The organism is Rhizobium sp. RU33A (assembly GCF_900156055.1).
GTDB lineage: Bacteria > Pseudomonadota > Alphaproteobacteria > Rhizobiales > Rhizobiaceae > Allorhizobium.
The window spans coordinates 987,695-1,009,592 of the sequence record NZ_FTMQ01000002.1 but is presented as its reverse complement, the minus strand read 5'-3'; the positions used below and the strand labels follow the sequence as shown (position 1 = coordinate 1,009,592).

General features: G+C 57.3%; 20 protein-coding genes. 12 read left to right on the top strand and 8 right to left on the bottom strand.

Translation table 11 applies throughout. The annotated features are described in order from the left end of the window. A partial coding sequence (locus BW978_RS10760) for a putative bifunctional diguanylate cyclase/phosphodiesterase (RefSeq protein WP_139330424.1) occupies positions 1 to 1,078 on the top strand: 1,078 nt, incomplete at its 5' end. A 294-nt stretch (positions 1,079 to 1,372) separates the two neighbouring features. Here BW978_RS10760 and BW978_RS10755 read toward each other — a convergent pair. Then, complete coding sequence (locus BW978_RS10755) at positions 1,373 to 2,263, bottom strand: LysR family transcriptional regulator (protein WP_076394826.1); 891 nt, start codon at positions 2,261 to 2,263, stop codon at positions 1,373 to 1,375. Positions 2,264 to 2,366: 103 nt separating this feature from the next. On the opposite strand from BW978_RS10755, the gene BW978_RS10750 reads away from it, so the two are divergent. From BW978_RS10750 to BW978_RS10725, 6 genes are all read left to right on the top strand, one after another. Then, positions 2,367 to 3,089 carry an SDR family oxidoreductase gene (locus BW978_RS10750; protein ID WP_076394824.1) on the top strand — a complete coding sequence of 241 codons (723 nt, stop codon included), beginning with the start codon at positions 2,367 to 2,369 and terminating at the stop codon, positions 3,087 to 3,089. A gap of 46 nt (positions 3,090 to 3,135) precedes the next feature. Beyond that, positions 3,136 to 3,495 (top strand): Atu4866 domain-containing protein, encoded by a 360-nt coding sequence (locus BW978_RS10745; protein WP_076394822.1) that lies wholly within the window; start codon positions 3,136 to 3,138, stop codon positions 3,493 to 3,495. Between the two features lie 108 nt (positions 3,496 to 3,603). After that, complete coding sequence (locus BW978_RS10740) at positions 3,604 to 4,107, top strand: carboxymuconolactone decarboxylase family protein (protein WP_076394820.1); 504 nt, start codon at positions 3,604 to 3,606, stop codon at positions 4,105 to 4,107. A 76-nt stretch (positions 4,108 to 4,183) separates the two neighbouring features. After that, positions 4,184 to 5,134 (top strand): alpha/beta hydrolase, encoded by a 951-nt coding sequence (locus tag BW978_RS10735; RefSeq protein WP_076394818.1) that lies wholly within the window; start codon positions 4,184 to 4,186, stop codon positions 5,132 to 5,134. A 349-nt stretch (positions 5,135 to 5,483) separates the two neighbouring features. Then, positions 5,484 to 6,158 (top strand): response regulator transcription factor, encoded by a 675-nt coding sequence (locus tag BW978_RS10730; protein ID WP_076394816.1) that lies wholly within the window; start codon positions 5,484 to 5,486, stop codon positions 6,156 to 6,158. Beyond that, positions 6,158 to 7,471 carry a sensor histidine kinase gene (locus BW978_RS10725; protein ID WP_083697556.1) on the top strand — a complete coding sequence of 438 codons (1,314 nt, stop codon included), beginning with the start codon at positions 6,158 to 6,160 and terminating at the stop codon, positions 7,469 to 7,471. Before BW978_RS10730 ends, BW978_RS10725 begins: the two co-directional genes overlap by 1 nt. 75 nt (positions 7,472 to 7,546) lie before the next feature. On the opposite strand, the gene BW978_RS10720 is transcribed toward BW978_RS10725, so the two are convergent. From BW978_RS10720 to BW978_RS10705, 3 genes are all read right to left on the bottom strand, one after another. Further along, positions 7,547 to 8,227, bottom strand: a complete 681-nt coding sequence (locus BW978_RS10720; protein ID WP_076394812.1) for a type II CAAX endopeptidase family protein — start codon at positions 8,225 to 8,227, stop codon at positions 7,547 to 7,549. Between the two features lie 876 nt (positions 8,228 to 9,103). Further along, positions 9,104 to 11,158: a prolyl oligopeptidase family serine peptidase gene (locus BW978_RS10710; protein WP_076394992.1), complete on the bottom strand. Its 2,055-nt coding sequence runs from the start codon at positions 11,156 to 11,158 to the stop codon at positions 9,104 to 9,106. A gap of 667 nt (positions 11,159 to 11,825) precedes the next feature. Beyond that, entirely contained in the window at positions 11,826 to 12,437 is a 612-nt protein-coding gene (locus tag BW978_RS10705) for a TetR-like C-terminal domain-containing protein (RefSeq protein WP_076394808.1), read from the bottom strand. A 58-nt stretch (positions 12,438 to 12,495) separates the two neighbouring features. On the opposite strand from BW978_RS10705, the gene BW978_RS10700 reads away from it, so the two are divergent. Further along, entirely contained in the window at positions 12,496 to 12,936 is a 441-nt protein-coding gene (locus BW978_RS10700) for a nuclear transport factor 2 family protein (protein ID WP_076394806.1), read from the top strand. 12 nt (positions 12,937 to 12,948) lie between these two features. Next, the gene (locus tag BW978_RS10695; protein WP_076394804.1) at positions 12,949 to 13,800 is read left to right on the top strand and encodes an NmrA family NAD(P)-binding protein; all 852 of its coding nucleotides are present in this window, start codon (positions 12,949 to 12,951) and stop codon (positions 13,798 to 13,800) included. Positions 13,801 to 14,004: 204 nt separating this feature from the next. Here BW978_RS10695 and BW978_RS10690 read toward each other — a convergent pair whose 3' ends face one another. After that, the gene (locus tag BW978_RS10690; protein ID WP_076394802.1) at positions 14,005 to 16,059 is read right to left on the bottom strand and encodes a 2Fe-2S iron-sulfur cluster-binding protein; all 2,055 of its coding nucleotides are present in this window, start codon (positions 16,057 to 16,059) and stop codon (positions 14,005 to 14,007) included. Positions 16,060 to 16,104: 45 nt separating this feature from the next. Then, complete coding sequence (locus tag BW978_RS10685; RefSeq protein WP_076394800.1) at positions 16,105 to 16,716, bottom strand: glutathione S-transferase family protein; 612 nt, start codon at positions 16,714 to 16,716, stop codon at positions 16,105 to 16,107. Positions 16,717 to 16,831: 115 nt separating this feature from the next. Here BW978_RS10685 and BW978_RS10680 point away from each other — a divergent pair, with 115 nt between their 5' ends. Then, positions 16,832 to 17,725, top strand: coding sequence for a LysR family transcriptional regulator (locus BW978_RS10680; protein WP_076394798.1), 894 nt, complete (start codon positions 16,832 to 16,834; stop codon positions 17,723 to 17,725). A gap of 94 nt (positions 17,726 to 17,819) precedes the next feature. On the opposite strand, the gene BW978_RS10675 is transcribed toward BW978_RS10680, so the two are convergent. Beyond that, positions 17,820 to 18,869, bottom strand: coding sequence for an aldo/keto reductase (locus BW978_RS10675; RefSeq protein WP_076394796.1), 1,050 nt, complete (start codon positions 18,867 to 18,869; stop codon positions 17,820 to 17,822). A gap of 205 nt (positions 18,870 to 19,074) precedes the next feature. Here BW978_RS10675 and BW978_RS10670 point away from each other — a divergent pair, with 205 nt between their 5' ends. Then, positions 19,075 to 19,974 carry an AraC family transcriptional regulator gene (locus BW978_RS10670; RefSeq protein ID WP_076394990.1) on the top strand — a complete coding sequence of 300 codons (900 nt, stop codon included), beginning with the start codon at positions 19,075 to 19,077 and terminating at the stop codon, positions 19,972 to 19,974. Here the strand turns inward: BW978_RS10670 and BW978_RS10665 are convergent. Next, complete coding sequence (locus tag BW978_RS10665) at positions 19,937 to 20,923, bottom strand: LysR family transcriptional regulator (protein WP_244551926.1); 987 nt, start codon at positions 20,921 to 20,923, stop codon at positions 19,937 to 19,939. The two genes, BW978_RS10670 and BW978_RS10665, sit on opposite strands and share 38 nt — an antisense overlap. A 145-nt stretch (positions 20,924 to 21,068) precedes the next feature. On the opposite strand from BW978_RS10665, the gene BW978_RS10660 reads away from it, so the two are divergent. After that, a complete protein-coding gene (locus tag BW978_RS10660) occupies positions 21,069 to 21,863 on the top strand; it encodes an alpha/beta hydrolase fold domain-containing protein (RefSeq protein ID WP_083697554.1) in 795 nt (264 codons plus the stop codon). Positions 21,864 to 21,898 lie beyond the last annotated feature (35 nt).

Here is a 21,898-nt window from a genome sequence, read left to right as displayed (position 1 = left end):
CCGCCTCGCCACAGGGCATGACATTGTCGCTCGGATCGGCGGCGATGAGTTTGTTCTTGTGTTGCACGAAAACAATGAGAGCTTTGACGAACGACTTCAGCGCATCAGAGCGGCAGTCGCGCAACCTGTCATTATACAAGGCATGGATTTCACGGTCAGTTGTAGCATTGGCGTCGCCTACTACCCATGGCACGGCCTTGTTGCGTCCGACCTCTTCAAGGCCGCCGATCTTGCGATGTATAAAGCCAAAGAAAACGGTCGAAACGCCGTCGAAACCTTTTCGCAGGAACTCCTCGATAGCGCACGGCAGAAGTTCCTTCGCGCCGAAGAACTACGCAAGGCGATCCAAAACGATGAATTTGTGCTTCATTTTCAGCCACAAATAGAACTGAAAACTGGCCTTTTCTCAGGCGTCGAAGCGCTCGTCAGATGGAATCATCCGCTGGAAGGTATGTTGCCTCCATCCGAGTTCATCTCTCTTGCGGAAGAAACCGGCGTTATCGTCGAGCTGGGTGAAGCAGTCCTCAGGAAAGCCTGTCACCAAGCCAAAAAATGGAGCACGAATGGTCACCCCCGCATTCCGGTGAGCGTCAACATGTCGCCGAAGCAGTTTCAGAACGCAGGTGTGATTGATCACGTGAAAACTGCACTGAACGAGAGTGGTTTGGACCCGTCGCTCCTTGAAATCGAGATTACCGAAAGTTCGGTCATGCGTGATATCGGTTCGGCCGCGGGCGTGATGAAAGAGCTGACCGAGATGGGAGTCACTTTCGCAATTGACGATTTCGGAACCGGTTACTCCTGCTTGAATATGCTGAAAAAGCTCCCGTTCTCCCGTCTGAAAATCGATAGATCGTTTATCACGAACACGCCAGACGGCGAACAAGACTGTGCCATTGTCACGGCCATCTTGAGCCTGGCGAGAAGTTTCAAGCTTCAGGTCGTGGCGGAGGGCGTTGAGACCATCGAGCAGGCGCGCTTCTTGCGTCTGGCGGGATGCGAACACGGGCAGGGCTATTTCTACAGCCGTCCCGTCTGTGACCGCGCAATTGATGCGCTTCTGGACAAGCAATATTAGGCCAATTCTGGCTAGATAGTCTATTCACAGCCCTCGTGCTGAGGCGCGCCTCGGGCGAGCCGGCATCCTCGGCGAAAAAAAGCGCTCGGCAGAGTGCCGAGGCGATGCAACTCGGGGCTGACCTCGTTCCTTTTCTTCCGCCAAACCTCGGAAGCACAATATTGCAACGCGTTAATCTGAGTTTGCTGAACCCAGTTGTAAATATTGCAATGTCCTGCAACTGGGGCACCCGCACCGTTAAGTAGGCAGGTATCGGCGCCCCGTTGCTCTCAGATCACTGATCTGGGCCATCCCCTAGCGAGGGCCACGCAGGTGCTCCACGAGAGCCCTGAGCTTCGGTGCCATATTGCGTCGGCTAGGGTAATACAGGTAGAACCCAGGAAAACGTGGGGAGAAATCTTCGAGCACCGGTACGAGTTCACCACGTGTAATTGCTGGCTTAAAGCTATCTTCCATACCAAAGCTGATGCCAGCACCGGCCACTGCGAGCTTTATCATCAGCGCCATATCGGTTGTCGTGAACGTATCCACCACCGCTACCGAAAACTCCCGCCCGTTTTCCGAGAACTCCCACCGATAAGGCGCAACATTCGCCGACCGACGCCAACCGATGCAACGGAGGCCTGCAAGCTCATTTGGGTGCTGTGGGATGCCGTGACGCTCAAGATAGGCGGGCGATGCCACAGCCAGTTGACGTTGCTCACCCGAGACCGGCACTGCGATCATATCCTGGGCGATCACCTCCCCCAGCCTCACACCGGCATCATACCCCCGCGCAACGATGTCGAACTCATCGTCGGTAACGGTAATGTGCAATTTCACCTCCGGATTCCGATCCAGGAAGGTCGCGAGGCGCGGGCCGGACAGAAAACTTTCGGCGATCGATGAGACCGCAAGATTAAGCCGTCCCCGCGGAGTAGAGCTTAGGTTCGCCGCACCGTCCAGCGCGCCTTGCACCTCAGCCAAGGCCGGCGCGGCCTCGGCATATAGTCTCTCGCCCGCTTCAGTCAGCGCGACGCTACGGGTCGTGCGATTTACAAGCGCAATACCAAGCGTCTCTTCCAGTTTGCGGATCGTTTGACTGACAGCTGAACGCGTAACGCCCATCCGATCTGCTGCGGCACGAAAACTGCGCTCTTCGGCAACGAGGGCGAAGACAGCAAGCGCGTTCAGGTCTGGTGGCATTGGTTAGTTCCTCTTCCCTCTGAGTTAAACAGAAAGCGGCTTATCGCGACAATGCGCCAAGTCTATTCTCATTTTCAACACTCAACAGCGAGGGAGAAAAGTCATGGACAAGGTTGTTCTCATCACCGGCGCCTCCAGTGGCATCGGCGTCGGGATTGCCCGCGAACTTGCCAGGGCAGGCGCGACCGTCGTGCTCGGTGCGCGTCGCACCGACCGCCTTGAGGACGTCGCCAAAGAAATTCTGTGGGCCGGCGGCAAGGTCAAGACCTGCAGGGTCGATGTGACCAATCGTGCGAATATTGTTGCTTTTGCAGATGAAGCGCGCCGGGAATTCGGCCGCATCGATGTGCTGGTGAACAACGCTGGCGTCATGCCTCTGTCGCTCATGTCGTCGCTCAAGGTCGACGAGTGGGACAGAATGGTGGACGTGAACATCAAGGGCGTACTCTACGGCATAGCTGCCGTGCTTCCGGAGATGAACGCACGCGGCTCTGGACATATCATCAACATTGCTTCTATCGGCGCGCTATCAGTATCGCCGACCGCGGCGGTGTATTGCGCGACGAAATTCGCTGTTCGGGCAATTTCCGATGGGCTTCGCCAGGAAAACGAAAAGCTGCGCGTAACCTGCATCCATCCGGGGGTCGTGGAAAGCGAGCTTGCAAACACCATAACCGACCCGGTGGCGGCTGAAGCGATGAAGTCGTATCGCGCCATTGCGCTCACACCAGATGCGATCGGCCGCGCCGTACGCTTCGCGATTGAACAGCCCGAGGATGTTGAAGTGAACGAAATGGTGGTCCGACCGACCCGGACCACATTTTGAGCAGGCGTGGAAAGCACGGCGAGACCCACCAAGCGGAGGCTATGTCATGAGGAATTTTGTCTCGGTTATCGTCCCTATCATCATCGCCAGTGCAGCCGTTTCAGGTGCACTGGCCCAAAACACAAAAGCTGAGGAAAACATGTCGGCCCATTCGACCTCCCCCCAACAACAGAACCACCCTTATGTCGGGATGTGGGTGACGGACGATGGTCGCATCCGCCACGAACTCCTACCAAATGGCCGGTACGACGAGGCCCGCGGCAGTCGCCAAAGTGCTTATCAAGGCCGTTATGTCGTCACCGGAAACCACATCGATTACTGGGACGATACCGGGTTCACCGCCGATGGAGTTTTTGTCGACGAGAACACACTTCATCACGCTGGAATGATCTTGCGCCGCCAATAACGCCCAAGACCCGCGAAGAGAGCTTCTTCCACGCTCTTCTCAGGATGCCGCCCAGGCAGGCACTTGAGCCTGCAAACCACATCAAATGAAACTGATTGGAGAACTGAAATGTCTGACGTGATCTGTTTGTCCCTTGCAGCATTTGGAACTTTCACGGTCCTTGCTACGACGCATCCAGCCCTTGCCGACACTGTCGAGGAGCGTCGCGCCAAAGGGGCGGCCGTCGTGAGCAAGCTTAACAACGGCGTACCGCAGAACAACCTGGAAAACATGCGGAGAGAGTTTCCGTTTCTAGCGGAGGCGACCGAGGCCTATGCGCTCGGTGATGTATGGTCGCGGCCAGGTCTCGATGATCGTACGAGACAGCTGGCAGCAGTGGCCACGTTCGCCGCCATGGGCATGACTGAGCTGATGACAGTGCACGCTCGGTACGCGCTGAACATCGGCGTGACGGAAGATGAGTTGAAGGAAGTCGTCTACATGATCACTGTGCCCGCCGGCTTTCCGCGAGCGATTGTCGCGTCGCAGGCATTATCTTCGCTTTTTGCTGAACGAGCGCAGGCTACCTGTAGTGTTGCTACATGCGAGACAGGAACCGCGGCGACGCCTTGATTGGTCATGGCACCATCGAAATGCCATGTCAGATCGGCAACAATGACAGGGAGCATTGATTGCAGGGAGAGAGTAGATGGTATCTGCAACGATCGGGGCAGGCATTGTCCTTGGCACCCAGGCAGAGGTGAAGGCACCAGGCCCCGATGGCCCGCTACGCGGAACGATGGTGCGTCCCACGAATGAGGCGCCGACAGTACTGATGATACCTGGTTCCGGTCCGACGGATCGGGACGGCAACAATCCGCAAGGGGTGCGTGCGGCACCCTACCGATTGCTGGCCGAAGGCCTGGCCGGGCACGGAATTGGCAGTGTCCGTATCGACAAACGGGGTATGTTCGGGAGCCAGGCTGCCGTGGGCGATCCCAACTCGGTGACAATCGACGATTATGTTCGAGATACAGCGGCCTGGATTGAAGTCATTCGCTTTCAAACTGGAATTGAGCGTGTCTGGCTTCTGGGGCATAGCGAGGGCGGCTTGGTGGCATTGGCAGCCGCCACCGTACTGGAGAATGTCTCCGGCTTGATCCTCGTCGCGACCCCGGGCCGACCTCTCGGAGACATCCTCAAGGAGCAGCTGCGCGCCAATCCAGCCATCGCACCACTTATGGACGCGGCTGATCATGCGATAGACGAGTTATCGGCAGGGCGTCGCGTTGATGCGGCAAAGATTGCCCCCGAACTTGCTCCACTTTTCAGCGCCGACGTGCAAGGATTCCTGATCAGCGCATTCTCGCTAGACCCTGCAGACTTGGCGAGCAAGATCAACAAGCCAGTCCTTATCGTCCAGGGTCAACGTGACCTTCAGGTATCGGTCGCGGATGCCGAACGGCTGCACAAAGCTGCGCCAAATTCCATATTGGTCACCCTTACGGATACCAACCATGTCCTGAAGCGAGTGACCTCAGATGATCGAAACGCCAACATCGCAACTTATCTCAGTGGGGATGTGCCATTGGTTCCAGAAGTGGTGGAGACCATAAGTCACTTTGTGAAAACTCATGACGACTTGCATTCTGAAACCTAAGCGACCGGACTGTTGCCCGACGCACGCGGACATTTCCCGCCAATCCTAGTCCGGCGGCCGTCTTCATATCGCTACGAATCGTCGCTAAAGCGCCCGTACCGCTCTCCCATGTTTTGCTGGCTGAAGGGTGGCGTTGGTCGCCGTTTTCATCCGCGTTCAATTCTCGGAAACGCGCGAGGTGGCCCAAGTTTGGCCAGACCCTGTTGGCAGGACCATGCAACTCACAATGCGCAACAAGGACCATCATGACGGCCCGGGAAAGTGATTTCCAAAAGCTCTCTGTTACGGCTTGTTGGCTGAAGAATCGCCTTCCCGAGCATGATACCGCCGACGGTCCATGGAGGTTAGAATGAGAGTACTTCTCGTTGAAGACGAGGTTCGGCTCGCAGATGCACTGGCTTCAGTCATGCGCCGCGAGCGGTTTATTGTCGATCAAGCAGACAATCTGGGGGCAGCAACGGAAGCTGCAGCAATCGGAGAGTTCGATCTGGTCCTTCTGGATCGCACATTGCCGGATGGAGAAGGGCTGAGCCTCGTGCCCCATCTGCGCGCTCGCAATCCCGGAGTTCACATTATCATCCTCAGCGCACGCAGTGCTGTCCAAGACCGTGTAGTGGGACTTGACGAAGGTGCCGATGACTATTTGGTCAAGCCGTTTTCTGTCGACGAACTCTTGGCACGCATAAGGGCAGTTCGGCGCCGCCCTGCCCAGTTACAGGGCGAGCAGATTAGAGCGGGAACCGTCATCTATGACCTGTCCAATGAGGAAGTCGAGGTGAACGGTGCTCGCATCGATCTACCTCGTCGCGAACTACGGGTTCTAGCAGCCCTCATGAAACGTCGCGGCAGAACGGTACTGCGGGAATCGCTCGAACAGGCTGTCTTCGCTTTCGATGACGAGATACAGTCTAACACACTGGACTCTCACATATCCCGGCTGCGCCGACGGCTCAAAGACTCCGGCGCTGGGATAGAGATTCACGCGATTAGAGGGGTTGGCTACCTGCTCCGGGAAGCCGCCTGATGAAACATAGCTCTCTCAAGCGAGCACTGATTATCTACCCGCTGACGTTTCACTTCATAACCTTATACATAGCTTTCGCGATCCTTGTTTCTGTCGCGATACGACTTGATAGTGGTGGTCCTTATGCTGACCAACAAATCACGTCGGTGATCGCTCAAGCAATTGCACGCGACGAGGCGGGGCGTCTTTCTATCGTTATGACGCCCGAGTTAGAGCAATTGCGTGCTAGTTCGCCAACACTCTGGTTCGTTGCGGAAGACAGCAACCGACAAACCGTGTCGCTTGGCAATGTCCCACCACTTTATCAATCGTTTGTCGGACACCTGAGCGAGCTGTCCTATGCTCAAATGCGCGATCGTGACGCTCCCTATGAACTGGCAGCAGTAATTCGCAGGGAACGAAGCGATATCGGCGAGCTTACCATTATGGGACATGGAGCACTCTCTGAACTAAGCTTCATGGTTTTGATGGCCTCGAACACCTTTGCCATTCCAATTTTTCTGATGCTCCTCCTTACGTCGTTGATTGTGACGCCCTGGATAGTGAAGCGCGCTCTAGGCGGTGTCCTTCGGGTGGCGCAGGAAGCTGAGCAAATTGATACCAACAGCCGAGGACTCAGACTTAACACCCGAAATGTACCGCGAGAAATCCTGCCCTTGATCAGCGCCGTAAACCAGGCGCTCGCCAGGCTCGATGATGGGTATGAGCGCCAGCGGCGCTTCATCGCTTCAGCGTCGCATGAATTGCGTACACCGATTGCCATCCTGCAAAGCAAGATCGAGAGCTCGACACATCAGCCAGTTCAGGAACTCGGCCAAGATGTATACCGGCTGGCAACCCTGACCGAGCAACTCCTCGACCTTGAGCGGCTCCAAGACGACAGACATTTCAAAAAGCTCGACCTTTCATCCCTTGTCAGAAATGTGGTCGGCGAACTTGCTCCGCTTGTGATCTCTAAAGGCGGAACAATCGAGGTTCAGGTGGCGCGGAGTGGAGCGTGTTTCGGCGATCGGGGAGCACTTGAGCGCGTGATCATGAACTTGGTCCAGAACGCCATCGATCATGGGGGTCGATCTGTTACCGTCAGGGTCGACGGACCTGACTTCGAGGTGGAAGATGATGGTCCAGGGATCCCCCCTGACGAGCGGGAGAGCGTATTTGAACCATTTCATCGATTGCGTCCTCGACAGACAGGTAGCGGTCTGGGCCTGAACCTCGTGAAAGAGATAGTCTCTCGGCACAGAGGCCGGATACGAGTCCGCGAGGGCTCGAAAGGGGGCGCTCTGATCCGCGTTCAATTGCCGGAAGTGTGAAGGCGACCGCAGAGCCGTTTGGCCGATCTGCGAAGCTGCGCAGGTAAAACATAACGTCAATTGAGGCATTTGGAACTAGCCAGAGAGCGCTGAGCCGACACTGTGCAAGCCATTGTAGATGGCATGAAGAACCACGCACGGCCAAACGGAACCTGACATTCGGAATATCATGCCGCACATCAAGCCCATGAAAATCGCGATGGGCAGGATTACTCCCACACCATGGGCAATGCCAAAGATCACCGAACTCAGGCCGACGCCTGCCCACGCGCCATAACGGTTGAGGGCATTCGCGATGACACCTCGAAACAGGAGCTCCTCTCCCAAAGGGGTCAGTACGGCGCCGCCAACAAACGAGAGCACGAAGGGTATGACGCCGCCCCGCGCTGCGGCATGAAGTATCGCCTGAGGATCGTTGCCGCTGCTGCCGGACAACTCTCCGAAGCCATGGAGAATGATCAGGCTTACAGCGTAGCCAAAAACTGCCAAAGCCGCGGCGATCACAAACCAATGCAGGCTGCCCGATGTCATGCCATATGCTGACAATGCGCGGCAGCGCATCAGATAGGCGACTGCAAATCCGCCGAGGCCTGCCACCCCTCCGCCATATGAACCGATCACGCCCTGCCATACAGGATCGCCGGGCGCCAGGCCGCCAACGGCAAGCGCCACCAGAACGAGAATGAACTGAAAGCATGCAATGCCGACACCCAGTTCTGCCCAAGTCGGCCGGCTCAGTGTTTTCCATTTATGCATCGCGGCTCCTGTCGAAAAGGCTCGCAAGCGACGAAGGCGCATCTTGTTTGGGGATAGAGAGTTGGCGCCACCCATGCGTGGGCGCCCTGCAAAGCGCCACCCCCAAACGAGCGCCGGCGCGACCGTCAACTCGACAATTAAGGTCATCGTGAAACCGGGATCACCAACCGACTTCGCGCAACAAGTCCGCCGGTGATCCCAACTCAGTGCTAGTAGCGAGGGCCGCATTCGCGACGGCTTGGATCACGCCGGCAGCGCTGATCCCGGGCTCGGTCGCTTATGATCTGGGCGTTGAGAGCAGTTTCGCTGGCGAGATTGGCTCTGTACGCGTTTTCCATAGATCCGCTGTCTGAGACACATCCTGCCGTAGACAACCCCATAAGGGTTACCATGAGGACGCTCTTCATTGCGTGAGTGCTTCGTAGGAGTGGTTGAAAGAACATTTGTATACCTCAGTTGTTCGACGTCTCGAACTCTAGGATTGCGAGGTCTGACGTCGAAGCTGACGATACGGTCGAAGATTGCAGCAACATGGAGCGGTCGCAAAATCGGCAAAATGCGCCTTGCCTACAGCGGTAATTCACCAAGATCAGGAGCGATGCATACTCGAAATGATTGTTTGGGTGGTCTAGCCGAATTCAGGCGGAGGCCGGCTTCCCACGCTGCCAGCCTCCAAACCTCGTCGTCCGTCTGCTGCCAATGCTTCGATAAGTTCCATGGCGGCTTTAACGCGAACTTCGCCTGGGTAGTTCTCGTTGGTGAGTACAACGACACCCATGCTCTCGCTCGGCACCACCGCGACATAAGGCCCCTGAATTGGACCGTGAGGGTGCACAACGACAAGACCTCAGAGGAGTGACACCGCTTCATCGACGTTTACCGGAGTCCAGTCCAATGCGCAGCAAAGGACCATCTGTCGGCATATTCGTCGATGATCTTCTGAGTTGGCGTGCCATCACCATGGCCGGCGTTTCGTTCCACCCTGAGCAGCTGTGGTCGCGGTCCGACTTCTGCAGCTTGAAGCGTTGCCACGTATTTCAATGAATGCGCTGGAACCACTCGGTCGTCGGTGTCTGCCGTCGTGACGAGGATGGCCGGATAATCATCTCCAGTCTTGATATTGTGAAGCGGTGAGTAAGACCGGAGGTAGTTGAAGCTGTCCTCCATCGACGGTTCTCCGAATTCAGAGACCCACAGTTTCCCTGCGGTGAAGCGATCAAAGCGCAACATATCCATAACGCCGACGCCAGGGAGCGCGACGTCGAACAAGTCGGGACGCTGATTGACGACTGCGCCGACGAGCATGCCCCCGTGCGACTCGCCGTGAATGGCAAGCCCGCCCTCACTGCTAATGCCTTCACGCTTCAAGAATTCGGCAGCAGCGATGAAATCATCGAAAACAGTCGTCTTCGACTGACCTTTGCCGGCCTCATGCCAGGCCTTTCCGTATTCGCCCCCACCGCGAATGTTGGCCACGGCATAGACGCCGCCCTCTTGAACCCAAGCGACCGCTTGTGGCGAGTAAGCCGGCAGCAGCGGAATGCCGAAGCCCCCGTAGGCGGTGAGCATCGTTGGCGCAGCAGCTTCGGCTCCGGCGCGTCGAATGATCGAAATTGGGATGAGAGCACCATCCTTGGCGGTGTAGAAGCGCTGCTCTACTTCAATATCGCCTGGCGAACGATCAGCACCAACGAAACCATCCGGCCCAGCCCACAAGGTAGCTTCGTTGGCGTTGACATCATAGCGGTAAACGGTCTTGGGAGTGACGTAATTGGTAAACGTAAAGAACGCTTCGTTGTCACCTGGGCGGCCACTGAACGTTCCCGCGCTGCCGGCTTCTGGCAAGTTTACAGCGCCAGCCGCCTTTCCATCCAGGTCATAACGCTCGACTTCAATTCTTGCGTCCACCATGTATGACAAGAGAAGTTTATCGCCGACCAGAGAGGCAAGGCGCAAATATGCACCAGATTTCTCCTCAATGAGATCGGTGAAGACCAGCTTCGGCGCGGCGAGATCTACGGTAACGATCTTTCCTCGTTCGGCTCCATCAGTCGTCAGAATATAAAGTTTCGTACCGACATTGCCAACTAACGTGGACAAATGGTCGAAGCGCTCGATCACGGGCCGCACCTGCCACTCAGAAACAGACAGGTCCACCACGGAGAGTGCGCTTCCTCCCATGAGTGCGGTTGAATAGATGGCCAAAAATCGTCCATCCGCCGTGATATCGACAGCATGGAGAAGCGGATTTTCGGCCGCAGGAGAATGGACGAGGCGATCGTCGGACTGCCGTGTGCCAAGCCGATGGAAGTAGACGGCATGGTTGACCACTTGCGCGTCAGATCGACCACTGTCGTCTGGCTCCGGGCTGCCAGAATAAAAGAAGCCGGAACCATCAGCCGCCCAGGCAATCAGGGTAAAACGGGCCCAGGCAATCTCATCGGCGAGAACTGTGCCGCTTTGCACATCAAGAACACGAATGGTACGCCAATCCGAACCGTTCTCCTGGATTGCATAGGCCACAAGCTTTCCGTCTTCGGAGGGAGCCCAGACGGCTAGCGCTTTTGTCCCATCTTCGGACCACTGGTTGGGATCCAGAATGGTTCGCTCAGCACCGTTCTCCCCGTCTCGAATGACCAGGACAGGTTGCTCGTCGAGCCCCCGCCTCCGGGTGAAGAAGTAGTCCCCTCCCCGTTTGAACGGACTCGTCAATTGCTCATGATTAAACAACGCCGCCAGACGGTCGCGGAATGCATCCCGACCAGGGAGGCTCGCGATAGGGCGACTAGATGCTGTGTTCTGTGCTTCAACCCACTGGGCGACTGCTCTATCCTCTTTGATATCGTTTTCCAGCCAACGATAGGGGTCAGCAATGGCAGTACCGAAGTACTCATCGATGACTTCGACCTCTTTGGTTTCAGGATAGGTCATCGGCATCTCCTCGTTCGAACGTCCCTGCCCCGCCGCGAGCAGAAGACAAAAAATCGTCGTGGCAAAACGGAAGCCTGCATGATGCCGGTCAGATCGGTCATGACTGTCATCAGGATCCTCACCCCTCATGGATGCTTGGCATACGGCTCGTTCAGTGCTTGCCCGCATCACCCTGCAGGCTCGGGCGCGCACGGTCGCTGACCAATTATGATTTGCCGTTCGACATCCTGACGATGTGGCTCTTGGCCGAAATCTAGCCGTCAAGTTCATGGTGACTTAAGCTCCGATTACGTAAAATCTCGGCTCAACGGATCCTGTTGTAAGCCGGGCCGCTGACGCAATTCGTTAAGCCATCGTGCGCGAACTTGAGTAGCTCTCATGATGCTCAGCTCAGACTTACAAAGGACCGAATGAAGCCAGTTTGTAGTGGGTCGCAAGCTATGGCCGAAGATTGCGAGAGCATGGAGTTTTGAAGATCGGTTCTGATTTTTGGTCGATTTCGTCGCTTGATTGCCTTGGCGCACGGATTTTGCAGGCCTGAAACCAACAGCGCATGATTCAATTCCGGCTTCATCTTCCAGGTCGGATTGACGCCAGCCTGTACGGCACCTGCTCCGGCTTTCAGCCGATGGAGGACTGAATCGTAAGCGCCAAAGGGGATGGCGGTCTAAATGGCTTGAAGGCCGGCCACCAGCCCATCGACCTGCCGCTGAATTTGTACTCGTGTAATGCGACGTCGTGTAACGATCATGCCCCAATACAGAGATGCCGGTATCATATCCATCGCGAGGTCTCGGTCGATCCCGACGGGTAGTTCGCCGCGGCCAATGGCCCGGTCGATCAGGCTCATTCCGCCGCGCCGACGCGATACGGACAGATCCTTCAACAGGGGCAGGAGCTCCGAGCCACGAGATGCCTCAGCATAAAGATCTGGAAGTATCTTGCGCACGAGGCGATGGCGCAGGGCACGCCTCAACATAAGCAGGTATGCTTGCAAGTCGTCCCTGAGTGTCCCGTAGTCGGCGACATCGGTCAGCACCATCCCGAACTTCTGCACCGCTTCGCCCGCAATCGCAACTTTGGAGGGCCACCTGCGATAGATGGCGGCTTTACCGGCTCCCGCACGCGCGGCGACGCGTTCCAAGCTGAGTGCGGCATAGCCATGAACGGCCCATTCCTCGAGAAAGGCGCTGAGGAGAGAACCCGTTACTTCGTCACGCATCACGGCCGCGCCGCTCGGACGCCGTTTACTTTTTTCGTCGATACGCTTGCGTTCCATTCATTTTATCCCATATTCGTCGGAACGGTATCGTTCCATCGAAAAGGAGTAAAGCAGAATGTCAGATTCTATCGATCAGTTTCCCAGTCTATCGGCCTTGTTGCGGCAAGCTCTGGGAGATGCCTTGGCACCAGATGCGAAAACGCTTCTTGACATGTGTGCGGAGGACGTCGTGTTCGAATTCCCCTATCATCCGCCCGGCTTCACTGAGCGTCTGGAAGGGCGAACGGCACTCGCGGAGTATCTTCCGACAGTGTCGAAACTCATTTCGATTGAGTCAATGACGCTCCATCAAGCGTTCATTTCGGCAAGGGGCGACATGGCCGCCATCGAGTTCAGCTGCAAGGGTCACTCGCCCGAGACTGGTGCCCGCTATGATCAGGATTATGTGTCAATCCTCGAGCTCAAAGACGGTCGAATTGCCCGTTATCGAGACTACTGGAACCCGCTGATCGCTCTCTCTGCAATCGAGCGCGCGCCTTCGGCTGACACGCATTGAGAGGACTTGATCATGTCAACGCAGATCCTCGTCATTGGCGGCAAGGGAAAGACGGGAAGGCTCGTCGGTCAGGACCTCCTGACCAGAGGCGTACGAACAAGAATTGCCACTCGCTCACCCACCGAGGGCGGTGATGTCGCCTTCGACTGGCAAGATCCTCGTTCAGCAGACGCAGCCTTCGACGGCGTAACTTCCGTCTATATTGTTGCGCCCACCAACAACAGCGACCACGGCACGATCGTTCCTCCCATTCTCGAAATCGCGCGAAAGCGTGGCGTCCAGCGGTTCGTCCTGCTCAGCGCATCTTCGCTTGAAGCGGGCGGGCCGATGATGGGGCAGATCCACGCCTATTTGCGCGATGAGGTTCCGGAATGGACGGTGTTGCGGCCCACTTGGTTCATGCAGAATTTTTCGGAACAGCAGCATCTCAAGACGATACTGAACGAGGATGCAATCTACTCCGCAACCGGTGCAGGTCGGGTCGGTTTTATCGATGCGGCTGACATTGCGAAGGCGGCGGTCAGCGCACTCCTGGCAGAAACGTCGTGGAACCGGGACTTTATTTTGACCGGCCCGGAAGCACTTTCCTATGCGGATTTTGCGGAAAAGATCAGCAATGCGATCGATCGGAAAATCAAGCATGTCAACCTGACGACATCCGAACTGGCTGACCGGTATGCAAGGGGTGGGCTCAACGCAGCCTATGCCAAAATCCTCGCTGAAATGGATGCCCGAATAAGCGAAGGCAGTGAGGACCGGCTTAGCGATGGCGTGTTCGATCTGACGGGACAACCCCCTACCTCGGCTGCAGAATTCATCAGTGCGCATAAAAACGCCTGGGGTCGCAAGCCTGAGCAGATTTGACGGAGCTGCGCGATCCTCCCGTCGCCCTCGTGCAAACCGATGCGCCTCCTTAAGTCGAACAAATGAATGAACCAGCGCGCCCAGCAGGAAGGATCCGAACCCATTGGGCGCGCTGGCTTCAGCCTTTGAGGCTTCAATGCTCCATCTCTTTGTTCTCATGCAATTCCAGACGCAAAGCCGCTTCGCACTTTTGCTGGAACTGCTCTAGACATCGATCTGCAGGTTACCACCCTCTGAAGGAACCGAGCAGCAGATGAGGGCTTCGCCTTCCTCGACCCGATAACTCGGCTCGAAGAGATAACTCACGTCACCCCTGATGACTTTGACCTTGCACTCGCCGCAGTTGCCGGCGCGACAGCTGTAGGATGGTGAAAGCCCGTTTTGTTCTGCAAGGTCCAGCAGGGTTCCGCTTCCCGGGCTCCAAGAGGCCTCCCTGGCAGATCGCGCAAACTCGACCTTTGTGACCTCCGTTGCGGGAGCCGGACCCGGCCGTCTGGCGGGTTTGCCGTTCACCTGATCGCGCCGCAGTGCGGCTGGACCGAATGTTTCGGCATGGATGCGATCATCGTTTACCTGCAAAGCGCGCAGCCCGGCGTACAAAGACTGCATGAAGGCTGGCGGACCACAGAGATAGAAATCGTAGTCGTCGAACGGCAGATGCGCCTTCAGCAGACTGACATCAATGCGTCCGACAGCATCATACTTCCCCTCATCCTGCACATCCGGCGCGCTCAAGACGCGGACTTGTCGAACACTGCCTTCACCGCGCTCAACCAAGGCCGCCATCTCCTGGTCGAAAGCACGCTCGGCCGATGTCCGAGAAGACCGGAAAAGCCATATCGGTCTGCGGTAGCCAGTGTGGTCACCTACGTTCACGACATGGTGCAGCATGGACAGCATCGGCGTGACGCCAATGCCGGCAGCCAGCAGAACAGCGGGTCGGTCATGCTCCATCGGATCGATGCAAAACCTGCCTCCAGGCGCAAGTGCCTCGATCTCGTCTCCGGGCTTCACGCTGTGCAGCAGCTGTGATCCCTTGCCCTCTCGTTTGACACTCAGACGATAGAACTCTTCCGAGGGTGAGCTTGATATCGTGTAGCTGCGCCGAACAAAGCTTTCCTGGTCGGCAATCCGGATTGGAAGGTGCTGGCCGGCCTTGTGCCGGATCAGTGCCTTTCCGTCTGCGGGGCTGAGATGGATCGACCTTATCGTCTCGCTTTCGACAACAACCTTGTCGACCCTCAGGCGCCTCCAGGCCTTGGCTGTTCGGGCAGCCTCCATACGCTGCTCCGCTTCGGTCCAGGTCCCCGTGATCAGACTATCGGGTGAAAATCCGTCTTCTGCGACAGTCCAGCGCAGCGGCAACGCATCGCGCCGCCACACGACCTTTTCCGGAAAGACCCGCCAAAAGCGCTCTGCACCCTCGAACCCCGCAATTTCAGAGGGATCCATGATGATTTCGACCTTGCCACTGATCTGCAGCATGCCGCCGGTGTGGTGATCAACGAACAACAGACCAGCGCGCGGGTTGACGACAAAGTTGCCGAGGGTGTTGAAAAACAGGTTACCGTTGAAGTCCGGTACGGTCAGCGCTCCATCTGCATCGATGCGCACGAAACCGGGCCGACCGCCCCGATGCGATACATCCACCTGGCGCCCCTGCCCACCCTGATCTGCAAAGGATGCGACGAAGAATGTGTCCGCGTTTGCGATGAGCGCACACGCCTCTTCGTTCAGTTCATCGGAGATGATCGCTGGTGTGGGCGTGTTTCCCGCCGGATCGCGAACGAATTCGAAATGACGGCTCTGGATGTAGCGCGGACAGTTGCCGAAACTCTGAACGACACCAACCTCGAAGCGTCCGTCGCTCTGGCGTTGAACAGTACCGTTCAGACGATTCCGGCGCCGGGTGACGAGGTCGACCCCCACCAGACCAATGGGGTCGCCGTTTTCCATCCCACGTTCGGCAGGATCGGCCCAGTCGCGTCCTGCCTCGATTGCAAGCAACAGCGGATCGGGAGAATGCAGGAAGCCTGGTCGCCCGGCGCGGATGGTTGCCCAAGGCAGGCCATCAGGATCGACAACACCGATCGCGATAAAAGGCAGAAGGGGAAAGAACTCACGATGCTGGTCTAGCAGGAAGGGCCGCAAAACTCTGCGACCGATTCCGTCCATCTGATCGACGACCCCGAGGCTCCGCTGCAATTCAAGTTCGCCTTCATGCCACGGCGAAGCGACACGTTCCGCATCTTCTGACATTGTCACCTCCGTGAATATGTCGGTCGTACCACCAGCCCGTGGTCTTCAGGCTCTCAGGCCTGCGACAGTCTTGGGAAATTCGACAAAACCGGGGAGCGCCTCGATGCGAGCCAGCCACCGGCGAACATTTTCATAAGGCATCAGGTCCACATTTCCTTCCGGCGCCCCGACGATGTAGCTGTAGAGAGCCACGTCGGCGATTGTCGGCGTGTTCGCGATCATGAACAAATGCTGCTCCAGCTCCTGCTCGATCAACGTCAATATGCGGTGGGCGCGCGCGATAACCTCCTCGGCCCGGAAATCGGCGCCGAATACGGTGATCAATCTTGCGGCACAGGGACCATAAGCAATCTCTCCGGCGGCCACCGAAAGCCACTTCTGTATCCTGGCCACAGTTTCCAGATCGTCCGGCAACCAGTCTTTGCGACCGAGCTTCGTCGCGAGATAGACGAGGATCGCGTTGGAATCATTCACGACAAACCCGTGGTCATCGAGCACGGGTACCTGGCCGAACGGGTTCAGCTTCAGGTATTCCGGGGTGCGGTGCTCTCCGTTGGCAAGGTCCACTTCGATGAGCTCGGCCTTCTGACCAAGCAGCGAGAGGAAGAGGACAGCCCGGTGGGCGTGACCCGAAAGGGGAAGATGGTAAAGCTTCATCTCAGAACTCCTGGTTTCAACAATTGCTTCAAGCTGAGCACCACCCTATTGCCTTCCACAAAATTGGAGTAGACAGAGTTCTCGATAGACAACCTCTCAATTTCTGGAAGGAAGCATGGATCGTATCGACGCAATGCGAGTCTTCATCAAAGTCGTCGAGACAGGCAGTCTGTCGGCTGCGGCCAGAGCTCTTCACGCGCCGTTGCCCACTGTCAGTCGCAAGATTTCCGACCTCGAGAAGCTGCTTGGTGTGGCCCTGCTTACGAGAACGAACCGCAACGTTGCGCTGACGGATGCGGGGCGGCAGTACTTCAGCGCGGCTCAGGATATTCTGGAGCGTGTCGAAGAGGCTGAGCGACAGGTTTCAGGCGAATATCTTACCCCCAAAGGCGATCTGAACATCACCGCTCCAATCGTCTTTGGTCGACTGCACGTGCTCCCCGTGGCCATCGATTTTCTGAAGGCCTTTCCCGAGATCAATTTGAGATTGACCCTCAACGATCGGAACAACAATTTGGCGGAGGATCATATCGACGCCGCTTTGCGTATCGGTGAGCTCGCGGATTCCAGCTTGATGGCGCTCCGTCTCGGGCTTGTGCGATACACCGTCTACGCCAGCCCAGAGTATCTGACCAAACATCCCGCACCCATCAGGCCGGCCGACCTCAATGCCCATCAATGCATTGCATTCGAAGGCGTACGATCATCGAATGCGTGGCTGTTCCGGGATGGGAAGAAGAGCCTTTCGGTAGAAATCAATCGCCGCTTGTCAGTCAATACCGCCGAGGCTGCGGTTGACGCAGCGGTTTCTGGTCTGGGGCTGACACGGGTCATGTCCTATCAAGCCAAAAGCATGGTTGAGCAAGGACTGCTGGAGCCTGTCCTGGAACAGTTTGAGCTTCCGGCGTCACCTGTGCAGTTGCTGTACCTGCCAAACGCCGTGCTTCCACTCAAGCTTCGCGCTTTCCTGGATTTCGCCGCGCCCAGGCTGCGTGCAGCGCTAAGATGACGCCGACAATAGTCCGACAACCAGCTGACGCTACAATTCTTGCCGGAAGGCTGGTTGCCCACCAGCCTTCCCTCTGGAGCTGTCAGAGGCTACGTCAGCGACGGTTGCGCTGACCCAACGAGGCGATTTGCTCACTCCGTCCGCCGTCGAAAATCTGCTGCATCCATTGTGGATAGATCGCGGCGAGATTGCTCACCGCGTCCAGTCGATCAAGATCAGACGGCTCCAGCTCGACCTTCGTCGCACCGAGATTATCTTGCAGTTGCTCGACCCGCTTCGCGCCTAGAAGCACCGTTGAAACAGACTTTCGGTGCAGCAACCAGGCCAAGGCTATCTGTGCCGGCGATGCGCCATGTGTATCCGCTATGCTGCGCAGCTCGTCGATCACGTGGTAGGCCCGGTCGCTATCGACGGGTGGGAAGGACAGCGTCGTTCGACGAGCTTGCTTGTCACCTTCGGAGTTGCGATCGAATTTGCCACTCAGCATGCCGCCTGCCAATGGGCTCCAACAGACGAGGCCCAACCCGGCGGCTGAAACAAGGGGGGCGATTTCGTGCTCGATTTCTCGTCCTGCAAGCGAATAGTAGGCCTGCACGCTTGAGAGTGGAGCAAGCCCAAGGCGCTCCGTCACTCCCATGGCCTGCGCGATCTGCCACGCAGCCCAATTGGAAACGCCAATGTAGCGCACGGCACCTTGCCGGACGAGATGGTCGAGCGCGCGCAAGCTTTCGTCCACAGGGGTCAGTGGATCGAAGCCATGCAATTGATACAGATCGACATAATCGAGTTGCATACGCTTCAGACTGGCGTGAAGGCTATCCAGGATATGCGCTCGTGACGCTCCACGGTCGTTCTGCCCCTCACCTGCTTGCCCAAATGTCTTGGTAGAGATCAAGACGTCGTGCCGTCGCACTCCGAGGTTGCGAAGTGCCGCACCGGTGATTTCCTCTGACTGGCCGTTCGAATATATGTCTGCTGTGTCGAGCAGGTTCACACCGGCATCCAAACCGCATTGAAGAATCTGGTTAGCGCCAGTCTGGTCAACCCCGCCGAGACCACCCCATTGGCTGACCCCAAAGGTCATCGTGCCGAGGCTCAATTCAGACACGAGCAAGCCCGTTCGTCCCAACATGTTGTAGCGCATCTCATCTCTCCTTCGGCGCGGCAGGAGTTGCGCGCCGTTCGGAAAACTATTCGGATGCGACCTAAAGGCAGTAGCACGTTTCAATCGTATGATTGCACAATCCTCTCTCGTCGGCGAGTTTCTGATTGCCCAATGAGAGCGGCTGGCCTAGCCAAGGATCCTCTCTTCAAAACAGCCCTGCGCAGCGGCTTTGGTATTGTTTAAGATGATCGAGCATTTGCGACAGTCTCTTGTGAATGGTTTCAACCGCTGGGCAGCGAACGAGGGCGCGACCTCGACGCAGGTGCCTGGACTTACGTTCCACCGTCACACATCACCGACGCCCCCTCATATCGGCATGATGCAAGCCAGCCTGTCTCTCGTCATTTCAGGCCGGAAGCGCGTTGTGCTTGGCGGCAACACCTACGACTACGGCAGCACGCACTTCCTCCTCACGTCAATTGATCTTCCAGTGGCAGCTTGGGTCACGCAGGCCAGTGTGGGCGAGCCCTATCTCGGAATCTTGCTGAAGATAGATCTCAGCGTTGTTCGCGCCTTGATATCCGAGATCCCGCACGAGACGCGTGGTGAGGCTCCGCTTCTCGGGATCGCCAGCTCAGCTGTAACCCCTGATCTCCTCGAAGCATTGTCCCGCTTGTGCCGGTTGACGGAGCGACCGGACGAAATCGGCCTCTTTGCGCAGCCGATACAACGAGAGATAATCTATCGTTTGATCATGAGCCCCGTCGGTCAACGGCTCGTTACCCTGGCTTCGATGGAGGGAGCCTCAAGCCGGATCGTCCGGGCGCTCGACTGGCTCAAGCAGCACTTCCGCGAACGTCAATCCATCAATGACCTCGCCGATATCGCTCACATGGGCGTGTCGACGTTTCATCGGCATTTCAAAGAAGTAACCGGCGTGAGCCCCGTGCAATATCGCAAGCGTCTGCAACTCAACGAAGCGCGCCGCCTGATGATTGTGTCCGGACTTGACGCAGCATCATCAGCCTATGATGTCGGTTACGAAAGTGCTGCCCAATTCAGCCGCGAGTACCGTCGAGAGTTCGGCCAGTCGCCTATTGCCGACATTATCCGTTTGCAGAGCGCGGGTCCGTTTGGAGCTTGACCGACCGAGCCCCCCCTGCCAACTGGCCCAAATGCGCCTGCGCCTCTTCGTTCTGGGCTTTCTGCAGTTTCGTCGCCAACCAGTCGACGAACACACGTACTTTGTTGCTCAAATGTCGCGTCTGCGGATAGACGATGTACAAGGGTATTGGATCACGCTGCCAATCGGGCAAAATCTCGATCAGCTCGCCGCGATCAACATAGTCGCGAACGGTAAAGGCGATTGCCTGGGCCACACCGATTCCCGCGACAGCTGCGGCCATGTAACTCCGGAACTCGTTGACCGAAATCACGTAGTCGAGCCTGACCTCGACCTTCTCTTCTCCCCGCCGGAATTCCAGCGGAAAAACACGCCCCTCATACGCCTTCATGTATCCGACGCCGAAATGTTCGTTGTCTAGATCCCGCGGATGACGGGGAATGCCCATACGTTCGAGGTAGATGGGTGCAGCATAGGTCCGCAATTCGAGATCCGCCACCTTGCGTGCGACGAGCGATTGATCGGTCGGCGTCCCTGCCCTCAGCGCACAGTCGATATTCTCGGCAACGTAGTCGACGATCCGGTCGCCGATGTCGAACTCCAGCTGGATTTTCGGGTAGCGCGTGTGGAAATCACACAGCGCCGGCATGATGATGCGGTCCGCGAAGGCCCCGGACAAGGCAACGCGCACCTTTCCGGATGGCTGCGCCTGGGAGCTGGAGAGGCTGCCGTCGAGTTCGTCCAATTCGGAGAGGATCCGCGCGGCCCGTTCATAGTAGAGCGCACCATCGGTCGTTACCACCACCCGACGGGTCGTCCGATTGAGTAGCTTCGTCGCCAGATGCGCTTCCAGCGCCTGGACAGCGGTCGTGACCGTGGTCTTGGGCATTTTCAGAGACGTTGCCGCCTTCGAGAAATTGCCGGTCTCGACCACTCTGGTGAAGACGCGCATGGCCGATAGCTGATCCATGAATTCGGTACGCCTTATAAAAGAGGCTCATTATTCCGCAGATCGGAACAGAGCTCTCAGAAATGGATGCCTTGTGCGCAATGACAGGACAATACTATAAATAGGTTATGAACGAAAGCAATTTCCAGAAGCGGCGAGCAGGTCCATGACCAGGATTTGGCAAAAGGCCGAGGACGCAGAGACGCGGTTTCCCCTACCGTTCCGCATCTACGAGGGATGCGGCAACGGCAAGCCCCGACCGCTGGTCCTCTACCTGTCTGGTCACGCCTTCGGGTCGGCCCCGGCGCGATCGACCGATGCCCCTGCCGCCCTGGCCATGGCGGCGGCTGGAGCACTGGTGGTCGAGGCCGATTGTGGGGGACCATCGCAAAACAGGTTTCCCGGAACCCTGGAGCGCGGGTTCGAAGCCTTGAAATATCTGTTCGCCAAACGGAAGCGTTTTGCGAACCTCCGCTCTCCGGTGCTGGTCGCCGGAGACGAAGCCGGTGGAAACGTGGCCGCGAGCCTGGCGCTCAAGGCGCGTGACGCCATGCCGGGCGAGCTCGCGGGGCAGGTTCTCCTGTCTCCCATGCTGGATCCCCGCATGGTGACGGTGTCGTTTCGCCGGGCGGACGATATCGGCCTGCGGGAACGTTGGGCGGACGGTTGGGGTCACTACCTGGCCCTCGCCTGCTACGGCCAGCATCCTTACGCCGCACCGTGTCTCTGCTCACGGCTGGCGGGTGTGGCGCCGGCACTTGTCGTGACATCGGATGACGATCCGCTGCGCGACGAAAGCCTCGACTATGCGGAACGGCTGCGAACTGCAGGCGTGCCCGTAAAAACCCGGTCCTTAGCCGACAATCTCGGCTGGACCGGAATTTATGACGGCAAGGATGGCGAATGGCATTCGCACTTCTCGACCGAATTCTCGCAGTTCCTCGGAGAACTGCCAGTCTGACGGCGGGCCTCAAGCCCGCTCCCAACATATAGCGG

What these genes read in the sequence shown, in the direction of transcription:
- BW978_RS10755 (WP_076394826.1), bottom strand. Translation starts at nt 2,263, where the DNA reads ATGCCACCAGACCTGAACGCGCTTGCTGTCTTCGCCCTCGTTGCCGAA.
- BW978_RS10750 (WP_076394824.1), top strand. Translation starts at nt 2,367, where the DNA reads ATGGACAAGGTTGTTCTCATCACCGGCGCCTCCAGTGGCATCGGCGTC.
- BW978_RS10745 (WP_076394822.1), top strand. Translation starts at nt 3,136, where the DNA reads ATGAGGAATTTTGTCTCGGTTATCGTCCCTATCATCATCGCCAGTGCA.
- BW978_RS10740 (WP_076394820.1), top strand. Translation starts at nt 3,604, where the DNA reads ATGTCTGACGTGATCTGTTTGTCCCTTGCAGCATTTGGAACTTTCACG.
- BW978_RS10735 (WP_076394818.1), top strand. Translation starts at nt 4,184, where the DNA reads ATGGTATCTGCAACGATCGGGGCAGGCATTGTCCTTGGCACCCAGGCA.
- BW978_RS10730 (WP_076394816.1), top strand. Translation starts at nt 5,484, where the DNA reads ATGAGAGTACTTCTCGTTGAAGACGAGGTTCGGCTCGCAGATGCACTG.
- BW978_RS10725 (WP_083697556.1), top strand. Translation starts at nt 6,158, where the DNA reads ATGAAACATAGCTCTCTCAAGCGAGCACTGATTATCTACCCGCTGACG.
- BW978_RS10720 (WP_076394812.1), bottom strand. Translation starts at nt 8,227, where the DNA reads ATGCATAAATGGAAAACACTGAGCCGGCCGACTTGGGCAGAACTGGGT.
- BW978_RS10710 (WP_076394992.1), bottom strand. Translation starts at nt 11,158, where the DNA reads ATGACCTATCCTGAAACCAAAGAGGTCGAAGTCATCGATGAGTACTTC.
- BW978_RS10705 (WP_076394808.1), bottom strand. Translation starts at nt 12,437, where the DNA reads ATGGAACGCAAGCGTATCGACGAAAAAAGTAAACGGCGTCCGAGCGGC.
- BW978_RS10700 (WP_076394806.1), top strand. Translation starts at nt 12,496, where the DNA reads ATGTCAGATTCTATCGATCAGTTTCCCAGTCTATCGGCCTTGTTGCGG.
- BW978_RS10695 (WP_076394804.1), top strand. Translation starts at nt 12,949, where the DNA reads ATGTCAACGCAGATCCTCGTCATTGGCGGCAAGGGAAAGACGGGAAGG.
- BW978_RS10690 (WP_076394802.1), bottom strand. Translation starts at nt 16,059, where the DNA reads ATGTCAGAAGATGCGGAACGTGTCGCTTCGCCGTGGCATGAAGGCGAA.
- BW978_RS10685 (WP_076394800.1), bottom strand. Translation starts at nt 16,716, where the DNA reads ATGAAGCTTTACCATCTTCCCCTTTCGGGTCACGCCCACCGGGCTGTC.
- BW978_RS10680 (WP_076394798.1), top strand. Translation starts at nt 16,832, where the DNA reads ATGGATCGTATCGACGCAATGCGAGTCTTCATCAAAGTCGTCGAGACA.
- BW978_RS10675 (WP_076394796.1), bottom strand. Translation starts at nt 18,869, where the DNA reads ATGCGCTACAACATGTTGGGACGAACGGGCTTGCTCGTGTCTGAATTG.
- BW978_RS10670 (WP_076394990.1), top strand. Translation starts at nt 19,075, where the DNA reads ATGATCGAGCATTTGCGACAGTCTCTTGTGAATGGTTTCAACCGCTGG.
- BW978_RS10665 (WP_244551926.1), bottom strand. Translation starts at nt 20,923, where the DNA reads ATGGATCAGCTATCGGCCATGCGCGTCTTCACCAGAGTGGTCGAGACC.
- BW978_RS10660 (WP_083697554.1), top strand. Translation starts at nt 21,069, where the DNA reads ATGACCAGGATTTGGCAAAAGGCCGAGGACGCAGAGACGCGGTTTCCC.